Source organism: Parabacteroides sp. AF18-52, assembly GCF_003479145.1.
Classification (GTDB): Bacteria; Bacteroidota; Bacteroidia; order Bacteroidales; family Tannerellaceae; genus Parabacteroides; species Parabacteroides faecis.
In genome coordinates this window covers 1-11618 of the sequence record NZ_QUGR01000017.1, presented here as the reverse complement: position 1 = coordinate 11618, position 11618 = coordinate 1, and the positions used below count along the sequence as shown (strand labels likewise).

Annotated in this window: 7 protein-coding genes; 1 reads left to right on the top strand and 6 read right to left on the bottom strand. The window is 40.7% G+C overall.

The window, feature by feature from the left end; all coding sequences use genetic code 11:
* Positions 1-19: 19 nt before the first annotated feature.
* From DWX23_RS20360 to DWX23_RS20345, 4 genes are all read right to left on the bottom strand, one after another.
* Entirely contained in the window at positions 20-2065 is a 2046-nt protein-coding gene (locus DWX23_RS20360) for an endonuclease/exonuclease/phosphatase family protein (RefSeq protein WP_122375805.1), read from the bottom strand.
* 148 nt (positions 2066-2213) lie between these two features.
* On the bottom strand, positions 2214-3776 hold the full coding sequence (locus tag DWX23_RS20355; protein WP_122375804.1) for a SusD/RagB family nutrient-binding outer membrane lipoprotein: 1563 nt from the start codon (positions 3774-3776) through the stop codon (positions 2214-2216).
* Between the two features lie 11 nt (positions 3777-3787).
* On the bottom strand, positions 3788-7105 hold the full coding sequence (locus DWX23_RS20350; protein WP_199673352.1) for a SusC/RagA family TonB-linked outer membrane protein: 3318 nt from the start codon (positions 7103-7105) through the stop codon (positions 3788-3790).
* A gap of 255 nt (positions 7106-7360) precedes the next feature.
* On the bottom strand, positions 7361-8383 hold the full coding sequence (locus DWX23_RS20345; protein ID WP_122375803.1) for a FecR family protein: 1023 nt from the start codon (positions 8381-8383) through the stop codon (positions 7361-7363).
* Between the two features lie 266 nt (positions 8384-8649).
* On the opposite strand from DWX23_RS20345, the gene DWX23_RS20340 reads away from it, so the two are divergent.
* Positions 8650-9234, top strand: coding sequence for an RNA polymerase sigma-70 factor (locus DWX23_RS20340; protein ID WP_122375802.1), 585 nt, complete (start codon positions 8650-8652; stop codon positions 9232-9234).
* A 30-nt stretch (positions 9235-9264) separates the two neighbouring features.
* Here the strand turns inward: DWX23_RS20340 and DWX23_RS20335 are convergent, their stop codons facing one another.
* Complete coding sequence (locus DWX23_RS20335) at positions 9265-9999, bottom strand: nucleotidyltransferase family protein (protein ID WP_122355644.1); 735 nt, start codon at positions 9997-9999, stop codon at positions 9265-9267.
* Complete coding sequence (locus DWX23_RS20330; RefSeq protein WP_122375801.1) at positions 9996-11426, bottom strand: RNase adapter RapZ; 1431 nt, start codon at positions 11424-11426, stop codon at positions 9996-9998. The genes DWX23_RS20335 and DWX23_RS20330 overlap by 4 nt, the downstream gene beginning before the upstream one ends.
* Positions 11427-11618: the final 192 nt, after the last annotated feature.

The following is an 11618-nucleotide window of genomic DNA, read 5'->3' as shown; positions in this document are numbered from 1 at the left end:
GTGTATTTAGTTTAATGTATTATTTGCCTGAAAGAGGCGTCAGTTCAAATGTTGTCAGTACAGCGGCATGGTCGGATGCCCATACATCGTCAATCTCCGGGGTTGTTTTTACAATTTTGGAAGAAACGGCCCGGATATTATTCCCTTTATAGTAGAGAAAGTCGATCCGGCTAACCTGCAAGTGTCCGTAAATAACAGCAAAAGTCCCTTCCGGGCGAGCTATTTCATCCGGATTTATTTCCCTGAAACTATCTTTATAACCTTGGTCGAGCATATATTGGGAAATAGGGAAGGGGACAGGTCCGTAACCGAAATGGATCGACGCTGCTTTTTTTGTCCAATCCAGATGGCTGCAAGAATTGAAATCGCCTCCTATGATGATTGGAGTATCTTCACCTTCTGTCAGATAAGGTTTTGTATCCTTTTCCAGAATATATTTCATGTCTTCTAATCCTCGGGCGGCATCTTCTGCTACCCAGGTAGAAGTATTATGTCCTATGCAAGGATAATTGCAGGAATATTCCGGTTGATAGGCATAACGTAACCAACAAGCGTTGACTAACAAGGGGCGATTGCCTGGCAGTGTTAATTTGACAGGATTGGAATTGAATGTTTTCTTTGTCGGTATGTCTGTTATAGGATACCGGCTGAAAAGAACCAGATTATCCTGGAGCGATGGTGTTTGCATATAATATCCCAGTGAATCCTGAATACGTTTCTGGCTACCGTAACCTTCCTGCATCGTGATAATGTCGGCATTTGTCGCTTTTACCAGATCGATGACACGTGCCTGACCGTCGTCTCCGACGTGGTTACCTCCATGCCAGATATTCCATTGCAGTACTTTTATGATGTTGGGATTGTTCTGGCTGTTTTCGCTGATCCTTTTATCGATATTCCTTTCACTTGTCTCCGGTATATAGGTCGTCTCTCCCAGCTTGAAAGAGGGGACGGATATTTTGATCTTGTTACCAACGGTGGCTTTTTCGGCTATGTCAGCTGTTACTAGCAGGTAATTGATACCCGGTGTTAATGTCAGAACTCCTTGTTCATCTTTAAATATCATTTTCTTTTTAGGTATTTCCCCCTGACCGAATAGTTCTGTTTTAATGTTTGACCGGGCGGTTTTCCCGGTATGATAGATATGGATCTGCGATATGTCGGACAGTGTTGTGACATCAGACAGGTCGAGTTCAAGTTCTGTCAGGCGTAATGGATTTCGGTCTCCGGTTACGGCGATTCGGAGTTTAAGGATCTGGTCGTCCGAACTACCCTGATCTGCATCCCATTCGCTATCTATTACGATTGCATTGAATAATTCTTGCTGTTTAGCGGGTTTTACGAATTTTGGATTGTCATTGGGAACTGTGTATGCCATTGGAATGCTACCTTTATATTGGAGCCTTCCGTTTCTGATATGGTATGCCTGGTCTCCCTTACCGACCCAGTTTGTCGAAACATCTTCTATGCCGTCGTCAAAGTTATAGTATGCGACCAGTGTTTTAAATTGCGGGTGAGTGGGTTCCAAAGGTTTGCCCATCCATTCTTTGAGTGTTTCTGTCGGCACGGCGGAATTCCAGATACGGACTTCATCCATTAATCCTCCGAAGGTTGTAAGATCGTCTTCATTTACTCCTAATGCTCCGGGAAGAACAGACATGGCTGTTATTTTACTATCGATGACTTCTCCGTCCAGGTAAAGCCGGGTGGCAACACCGTCGCAGCTTAGTGCTACATGATGCCATTGGTCGTCCAGTACTTCTTTTGACCACAGATCGGGCCATGTACTGTGAAGTCTTCCGTTCTCGATAACCAGAGGCAGATAATCTGCCCTGTTTGTCAGGCTATATTCGCCTCCGCCAAAAAGAACTTCCTGTTCTTTCCAGGAATTGTCATCGCCTTTGACCCATGCTTCGAGGGTCCATGAGCCATTGAGATATCCGATACCGGTGCGGACATTATTGTCTTTGCCGTCCAGATGAAGGGCCAGGTTTTGAGAGGATTGTTGGGCTGTGACCGGAATAACAAATAAATAAGCAAAAAGAAAAATGATAATATGTTTCATGGTGATGTGTTTTTTTGATCATCTAAAAGTAGTTGATTTTATACAATAAGCAACTGCTTTTAAGTGTTTATTTTTAGAAACAAATTTACCGAATAGTAGGTTGTTCATCCATTCTATTCGGTAAATTCAAAAGTAACAGTGAACTATATTATTTTAATACCCACATAATTTTATTCACGTCTTCGGCTCCTCCCCATTGGCGGTTAACTGCATTGATCAGTTGTTCCTTATTGTAATTCGTTTCTGATTCAGGATATAACCATCTTACCGGAATTTTGTACTTATCGTCATTCAGGTTTGTTTCCGGGTTGATCGGTAATTCCGGATAACCGGTACGTCTGTAATCATAATAAGAGTCCCAGGCCAGGTGGAAATAAGAGGCTAAGAATGCCTGCATCCATATTTGTTTCAGCCGGTCGAGTGATGTCCCGTTTGTAGCATAGGCTACATCTTCTCCCTTTAGATATTGGGTGATATACTCGTCTGTGATGGTCATTCCCTGATTATATTCCGGAGAAGAAACCGTCGTACGTACGAATTCAAACGAGGCGCGGATACCTTCTTCATAATAATTTTGAGCAGATCCGCTGATCCATCCTCTTTCAACAGCTTCGGCCAATACAAAATTCATATCAGCATATCCCAATCGTATAGAAGGAACTCCGACATAATCTGTGCGATAAATATCGTTGGGGCGGCAATGCATTTTGTTAGAGATCTTTTTCTGTTCCGTGTTGAATAATCCTGCGGCTTCAACTCCCTGATAGGCATTCCAATCGTTTTTTTCCAACAAGGTTTCACCTTTCGGCAGATATATTGGATCTGTCAGAGCCTGCATCGGGGCAAAGTAAGAGAATAACCGATAATCTTTGTACTTTTTCAGCGGATCGATCAAAGTGGTTGTTCCTGCATACACATTGATACTTCTTGTTAGATCCTGATGAAAAGGATTTTTCTGGCCATCTTTATTGGAATAAGTAACCTGGAGGTTATCATCATTCCCTTCAAAAAGATTCCCTTCTTTTACAATTTGTGCAAATTTTTCTTTGATCTGTAACTCCGGTGTGTCATCCGCTCTTTTCTGTAAAGCCATTAATACTTTCAGGCGGAGCACATTGGTCGCTTTTCTCCATTTAGCAGGATCGCCGTTGTAAAACGGATCACCGCTGATACCTTCCGTCGCTTTGGCAAAATGACTGTCTGCCTGTTCCAGATCGTCGAGTATCCCTTTGAATACCTCTTTTTGTTCATCATATTTAGGATATCTGAACTCATTGACCTGAAGCGCTTCGCTATAGGGAATGTCTCCCATATCCATTGTTGTCCGGTAAAATGCCCAGCCCTTTAAATAATAATAGAGACCTGTATAAGCATCTTTATTGGATTCGGAGGATAATTCAACCATTTTTTGTGCATTGGTAAGTCCCTGTATGGCACTGAAGCTTCCTTTTTCCACACGATTGTATTGATAATTATCCATTTGTTCTCCCCAGAACATGCGTTTGCACATGAATTCACCATTATCACTGCTCGCTGATTTTACATGATCCAGTATCACTTTAGTTGCAAGCATTGCCGGGGACACTTTTGTTGTTGCATCCGGATTGGTATTCAGATCATCAAAAGAAGATGTGCAGCCATTCCAGATCATAGATATTCCTATTGCACTGAAAGCAAATAGAGATTGCTTTATATATTTCGTTGTTTTCATATATTCTACCTTTAGAAGTTTGCTTTTATGTTAAAACCGATGTATCGTTGAGAAGGTGAATTCAAACTTTCGTAACCACTGCTATCTCCTCCTTTGTCAGGGTCTGCGTATTTGTATTCTTTGGCCCATAAGAATAAATTCTGGCCTGTCAGGCTGACCGATGCCGCTTTCATTCCTATTTTTCCACACCACAATTGAGGTATGTCATAAGTAAATGTCAGATTTCTTAGTTTGAAGAATGTTTCATCCAATACATTCTGGCGGCTGGGACGACTGGTTGAGTCATGGTATTTTGAAATATATGCTTCATAAGATACTACAACATCATTAGGAGCGAAAACGCGGGTATCGCTGAGGATGTTTCCATCCGGGTCACGTTCAACACTACCGGATACAACTTTGACACCTTCTCCGATGAATGTTTTGTTTCCATTGACCACCTCTTCATATCGCCATTGATTGTCGGAGTCTTTATGTGCACCGGAGTTCCATAACATTTGGTGGGTGCGTGAGTATGACATGCCTCCAATACGTCCGTCGATAGTGAAGTTGAGTGTAAAGTTTTTATATCTGAAAGTATTGGTGATACCCCAAACCAGGTCGGGAGTCAGATTTCCTACTTTGGTTTTGAAGTTTTGTTTTACCGGAATACCTCCGTTATGTATGATATTTCCGTCCGGATCTCTGTCCCAGTCATATATATCGAACCAATCCCAGCTTTCACCTTTTTTTACCCAGGGTTTTTTAGTTGAATAATCTGGGTCGATTTTGAAGTAAGAATATTTATCATGTCCCCAGTTTGTAAGAATGTCCCATTGGAAATCTTTATTTTTTATAGGACTTCCCCCTATGGTCAATTCATAACCGTTTCTCAATCTTTCTTCTTTAAAGTTGACCTGAACGGAGCTGAAACCTGTTGCAGAACTTATACCGCCGGAAATGATAAAGTCTGATTCAAGTTTTCTGAAATATGCAAAGTCTGCGTATAATCTGTTATTGAAGAAATTAACAGCTGTACCGACTTCATATACCATAGATTTTTTAGGACGTACATTACCTCCGATAACAGATGAAGGATAAGAAGCCGTACCTAATCCATCCCAAACATTGGTAGAGACAGAGTAAACATTATTATTATCGTAAACTGCAGCATCTTGTTTGGAGGTTGTCCATGAACCTCTTATTTTCCAGAAATTCCAAACTTCAGGTAATGTGATAATCTCTGAAAGTACTATACTTCCAGCTAAGGAAGGATAGAAATAAGAACGCGTCTCTTTGGATAGTGTGGAAGACCAGTCGTTACGTCCGGTTACGTCCAGAAAATAAGTACTAGCCCATGACAATGAAAGTTTGCCATATAGACTGTTCACTCTTTTCCTCTTTAATTCACTGCTGGCAGAAATAGGATCGACACTGGCTTTCAGAGAGTAAAATCCAGGAATAGTGAGTCCTCCGGCTGTTGTACTTCTCAATTTGTCATCAGAATAGAAGTAGATATTTCCTCCGGCTAAAACATTCATATTTAGTTTACCCCATGTTTTATCAGCCATCAACATAGCATCGGTGTTAATACTATACCCCGAATTTCTGCTGATTCCGAAGAAACCGTTTTTGTCCCATGCGTAGTTTGCGCTTTTTGCGTTTCTCCATTGATTTTTCTTAGAATAAAAATCAAGGCCTCCCCTTAACATGGCTTTTAACCACGGAGTAATTTCATAGGATGAGTTCATATACACATTCAATATATCGGTGTCATAAGCATCGACTACTTCATTCGCTTTAAACCAGGGGTTATCATACCAACTGTTATCGTACCAGTTTTGCTGTTCATCTTCTTTGCCTTCAACCCAATAGTTTTTATAATCACGTACGTCGTATTCTGTGCCACCCCAAATTACCATGTCGTAAATATAGCTACCGCTATAACCGGAACCGTTGTCGTTTGATGACACACGTTTGTTGTATGACGCTGATCCTTCCAGTTTGAAGTTTTTGTAACTCATTTCACCTCCGGCTGTATAAGTTATTTTGTTCAGTTTCTGGTTCGGATATTGTCCCTTGTTGAATACGTGGGTCAATGATGTTCTGAACGAGCCGTATTTTCCTTTTTGCGAGACACTGACATTGTTGTTTGTGATCGCACTGAATTGGAGGAAGTTTTTAAAGTTATTTTTTCCTTTGGATGTTAACTCCATTTCCCTCCACTCGAATGTTTCCGGATCGTATTGAATAGCCGTTCTTCCGATATCCAATTTGTCTCCCCATACATAATCGCTATTGTATTTTCCACCATAACCTCTACTATAAGATGATTGTACTTCCGGAAATGCCAGATATCCTGCGAAAAACATTGTGTTACTGTTGATCTCTACATTGATACCTTCATTTTGTGAACCTCTCTTGGTAGTGATCATGATCGCACCGGTCGTACCGCGTGCTCCGTACAAAGCAGAAGCGGTGGCACCTTTTAAAACATCGATGGATTCGATATCGTCAGGTGCAATTTCGTTCAATGTCATATTTCCATATGGGATACCGTCAATGATCAATATGGGAGTTTCTCCTCTTAATTTCAAAGAAGGAGCTTCGTTGAATTCGGTACTGTTCTTAACATTTAAACCTGCCACTTTTCCGGTTAATGAAGTTCCGACATCGATGCTTTTTGCAGAGGTTAATGCTTTCGCATCTACTTTTTGAACTGCATATCCCAAGGCTTTTTCTTCACGTTTGATACCTAACGCCGTTACAACTACTTCATTTAAGTTTTGAGTGTCTTCTGTCAATTGTATGTTGAAGACTGTCTGGTTTCCTACGATAATAGCCTTGGATACGTATCCGATATAGGAGATTACCAATGTCGATTTATTGGGCACGGATAAACTGAATTTACCGTTGATATCGGTCACGGTACCGTTTGTAGATCCTTTCTCCAATACATTTGCTCCGATGATCGGTTCGCCGTTGCTATCGGTAATAGTACCGGATATGTTTTTTATGGCTTGCTGTACGACAGCACTCATCAGCATCTCTTTGGGTGAGAGGATAATACTTTTATCCAGAACCTTATAACTGATATCCGTTCCGTTAAATAATTGTTCAAGGACGTTGAATACATCCTTTTTTTTACTTTTAATAGAAACAACACGATTCGTATTTACCTGTTTGTTGTTGTAGAAGAAATGAAACTCAGATTGTTTCTCAATTTCATCCAGGACCTCTTGTACCGTTTTGTTGTTAACGTTCAGAGTTAATGTTGCAGATTGACTGTAACTTTCGGAAGCATATGCCAGTCCGATGCATACAAATAACATTATTGCGGTGAGTCTCATACATAATGGTATTTTTTTCAGGACAATAAACGATGAATTCACCATCCTGAAATGTTGGATGCTAAAATAATTTGTCATAGATTTGTAAGTGATTTTAGAGTTAAAAAAATTCATTTGCTGGAGCTTGTCGCCAAACAAGCTTTCAGTTGTTTTTCATACGGGGAAATACGCCAATATTTTCCCGTATGTTTTTTAAGGAGGTTCGAATGTTTTCATTTTAGTACTTGAATTTAGGTTGTTCATACTTCTATACATTTAATATAGTTCAACAATTGTTTTTTCTGATATTTTATCTGTTCCTGTTTCCGGATCAACGAACTTATAATGAATGCCGGATGATAAGCGGAAGTGTTCAAGTATAAGATGCAGATGTTGCCCGTCGAAAGGTCCCGTAAATGAGTTTTCATATAGAAGATCATTCTTTACGATGAATTCAACATTGAATCGTTTACTTAATACATTTAATGCGTCTTCAAATGGAGTGTTTCTGAAAATAACCAAACCGTCTTTCCAGGCTGTTAGCGTAGGAAGATAAGGTTTGCTCAGGCTGACTCCTCTGGTTTTTGAGTTATAGGAGATTTCATCATTGGGTTTCATGATCATCGTCTCTTCTGTATTGTTTTTGTTTTGGAATGAGAGTCTTACAGAGCCGGAGATCAGCGTCGTGACCACCTTATTACTCTCTTTATAAGCTTCCATATTGAATTCTGTACCCAACACTTCCGCTTTCAGATTAAAAGGAGTGTTTACTATGAATTTTTTCGATTTGTCTTTTTGTACGGAAAAATAAGCTTCACCCTCCATTTCAACGTTTCGTGTGTCTCCTGTGAATTTCTGCGGATGCTTCAGGTAAGAGCGGGAGTTGAGCCATACCTTGCTGCCGTCAGGGAGATTAACGGTTGCAACCATTCCCGGATTAGTCCTGATTTCTATGAATTCGACCGGTTCTTCTTTTGTTGCATAATAGAGTGTGCTGATTAATAAGGGTATAACAAGAATCGCCGCGATCCGTTGTAATTGAAGAATGAAAGATCGTTTATTATTCTCTTTTTTGCTGAATCTGACTTTTACCTCCTTTAATGCTTTGGTCGAATCGATGGATTTGATCGTATTGATCGTATCTGTGGCAAAGTAGATGTATTCGATATCCCGTGCTATTTTCCGGTTTTCTTCAGTTTCCTGTATCCAGGCTTCCACCTCCTGTTTTTGAACAGGGGAAAGAATACCGGAAAAATAGTCCAATAATGCTTGTTCGTCTATATGTTTTTGTGTGTCCATTTTGTCTCTTTTATAATTAAGACTAATGAACTGGGAAACCTCCTAAACGAAAAAGTGTTTTTTTGTGATAATTTTTTTTGATTACTGAAAGAGTTCTAGTAAGACTATGGTTAATATGGTTGATTTTGTGGGCGTTGATATATCTAAAAGCTTGTATTTTTTAACATTATAAAAACTTAATCGGAATGTAATAGGTCAATGTGTTGAAAAATGTTATTTTTGCACAACTATATACATGAGTCTTACTAGAACTAAATACTTTTTATATGCTTTCTACTGTAACAGACAAAACAAACGACGAGATTCTTTTTCAAAGGATCCAGGTTGGTGATGTGAAAGCATTCGATATTTTGTTTATGCGTTACTATCCTTTGTTATGTGCGTATGCTAAACGATTTGTCGATTTTGATGACGGACAGGAGATAGTACAGGATGTGATGGTTTGGTTCTGGGAGAATAGTTCCATGCAGGTGATCGAGTCTTCTCCTAAAAATTATCTGTTTAGGGCCGTAAAGAACAGATGTCTTACATTGATTAATCGTAACGAGCTGAAACAGCGGATAGTCGATACTATCTCTGTAAATATGCAGGCTCAGTATGAGGATCCTGATTTTTACATCGTGGAAGAACTGGCAAGAAATATTGAAACAGCCTTGTCCCGCTTGCCGGCAAGCTATCGGGAAGCTTTTGAAATGAACCGGTTCCAGAATATGACTTATAGCGAGATTGCAGAAAAACTGAATGTTTCGTCTAAAACAGTCGATTACCGTATTCAACAGGCATTGAAACTTCTTCGTACCGAACTGAAAGATTATTTGCCATTGTTGATGGCCTTAGTCAGAATTGTTTGAATACATTTCCAGCTAAAGCCACCTACCTTTTTATTGATTTTTCATCCATTCTTCCGCTTTAGCCAGCGCATCCGGTTTTCCTATATCCAGTAACCGCAGGTTTTCGGCTGCATAAGCGTGGATATTCGTCTTGGCACAGATCGAGAGATAAAAATTGATGATCGGAAATTTTCCCGTCCATTCTTCCATCCAGTCGAATATTTTAGGCGATAAGACATGGATACCGCTAAAAGCATATTCGTTGTACTGATTAGGGTCGAAATCCGGATAGAAAGATTTAACTTCTCCGGTTTCGTGGTTACGCCATCCGCATAATCGGTTCTTTTCATTGAACAGGAGATAACGTGATGTATTGCGTTTACTGACCAGCAAGGTGGCAAGCGGATTAGTTTCCAGGTGACGATCATATAACTTTTTCAGGTCGACGTTCGACATGATATCGACATTGTGTACCAGGAACGGTTCGTTTCCCTGGAGAAATTTGGCAGCCTTTTTTATTCCTCCTCCGGTGTCGAGCAGATAATCCCGTTCGTCGGAAATATGGATCTGAACGCCAAAATTGTTATTGGCGGCCAGGAAATCAATGATCTGGTCTCCCAGGTGGTGAACGTTGATAACGATTTGATGAAACCCTGCATCCTTTAGTCTCAGGATCACATGCTCCAACATTGGTCTTCCATTTATTGGTATCAATGCTTTTGGGGTATTGTCAGTCATCGGCTTGAGGCGGGACCCCATACCGGCTGCAAAAATCATAGCTTTCATAATATTGCGTCAAAGATTTGTTCTATATTCTGTTCCCTGTGGGTCAAGTCTACTTTTACTCCGAATTTCGCATGCAGATGCTCTGCCAGATGCTGTGCCGAATAGACGGAACGATGTTGTCCGCCGGTACAACCGAAAGAGATCATCAGGTTCGTGAATCCGCGATCCAGATAACGTTTTACCGAAGCATCGACAATCGTATATACATGTTCGAGGAACTGAGTGATCTCTCCGTCTTCTTCCAGAAAACGGATCACCGGCTCGTCCAGCCCCGTAAAGTGGTTGTATCGTTCATATTTCCCGGGGTTATTGATTGCCCGGCAATCGAAGACGAAACCACCGCCGTTTCCACTCGGGTCGTTCGGTATCCCTTTTTTATATGCGAAACTGACGATCTTGACTTCCAGCATCCGTTTTTGTATATCGTCCCTGAATTGAGTCAGACCGGTCAATTCTCTCAGGACGGAACACAGATACGGATATTCCGGATAATCGTTCTTTAATAACTGTCGCAGGTTGTTGATGGCAAAAGGGACGCTTTGGATAAAATGTGGTTTCTTTTCAAAGTATCCTCTGAATCCGTAAGCGCCCAGCACCTGTAAGGTGCGGAATAAGACAAAATGACGTAGTTGACGGAAAAAATATTCTTCGTCTACGTCCGTATATTTTCGTAATGCCTGCAAATAATCGGCTAGCAATTCATTCCTTAAATCTTCCGGGTAATTGGCTTTGGCCTGCCAGAGGAAAGAGGCTACATCATAATAGACCGGCCCTTTCCGTCCTCCCTGGAAATCAATAAACCAGGGTTCGCCTTCTTTGATCATCACGTTACGTGACTGAAAATCCCGATACAGGAAAGTAGGAGAGGCGTCTTGTAATAAGACATCGCTCATTTTCTGGAAATCATCTTCCAGACGGTCTTCCTGAAACTCCATGCCTGTTGCTTTCAGGAAACAATATTTGAAGTAATTCAAGTCCCAGAGAATGGAACGCTCGTTGAATTCCGGTTGAGGGTAACAATTACTGTAATCGAATCCGTCGGCTCCCGCATACTGGATAGAAGGGAGCTTCGTGATTGTCTTGTGTAACAGACGACGTTCTTCTTCATCGAACACACAGCTTTTACGTCCTTTTTCTATGGCGTTGAAGAGCATGGTATCTCCCAGGTCTTCCTGCAGATAAAAGGAATAATCGTCCGAATGGAAATGTACCTCCGGAACGTTGATACCTTTTCCTTTGAAAAATCCGGCCATATAAATAAATGCTTTATTCTCTTCCAGGGAAGAGCCGCTGACCCCGATCAGTGTCTTCGGTCCGGATATTCTGAAATACCGGCGGTTAGAGCCTGATGAAGGAAGTTCAGTTATATCTTCGGCCTGTGAACCTGTGTATCCGTAGTAGAGTCTTTTTAATTCTTCTGTTACCATAATTTTTTGAATTACGGCACTAAGGTAAGTGTTTTTTGTCAGGGGAGGAAACTTATCAAAGACATTCGCTATTGTATTTGGTTTTTGTTACGATGTAATTTGAATTAGTATACGTGGTAAATAAAATTACATGCTGTCCTGTCCTGAAATAAGTTGACAGTCTTGAAAAAAAATAAGTTTCAAAAAGGACTA

What these genes read in the sequence shown, in the direction of transcription:
- DWX23_RS20340 (WP_122375802.1), top strand. Translation starts at nt 8,650, where the DNA reads ATGCTTTCTACTGTAACAGACAAAACAAACGACGAGATTCTTTTTCAA.
- DWX23_RS20355 (WP_122375804.1), bottom strand. Translation starts at nt 3,776, where the DNA reads ATGAAAACAACGAAATATATAAAGCAATCTCTATTTGCTTTCAGTGCA.
- DWX23_RS20345 (WP_122375803.1), bottom strand. Translation starts at nt 8,383, where the DNA reads ATGGACACACAAAAACATATAGACGAACAAGCATTATTGGACTATTTT.
- DWX23_RS20330 (WP_122375801.1), bottom strand. Translation starts at nt 11,426, where the DNA reads ATGGTAACAGAAGAATTAAAAAGACTCTACTACGGATACACAGGTTCA.
- DWX23_RS20335 (WP_122355644.1), bottom strand. Translation starts at nt 9,999, where the DNA reads ATGAAAGCTATGATTTTTGCAGCCGGTATGGGGTCCCGCCTCAAGCCG.
- DWX23_RS20360 (WP_122375805.1), bottom strand. Translation starts at nt 2,065, where the DNA reads ATGAAACATATTATCATTTTTCTTTTTGCTTATTTATTTGTTATTCCG.
- DWX23_RS20350 (WP_199673352.1), bottom strand. Translation starts at nt 7,105, where the DNA reads ATGAGACTCACCGCAATAATGTTATTTGTATGCATCGGACTGGCATAT.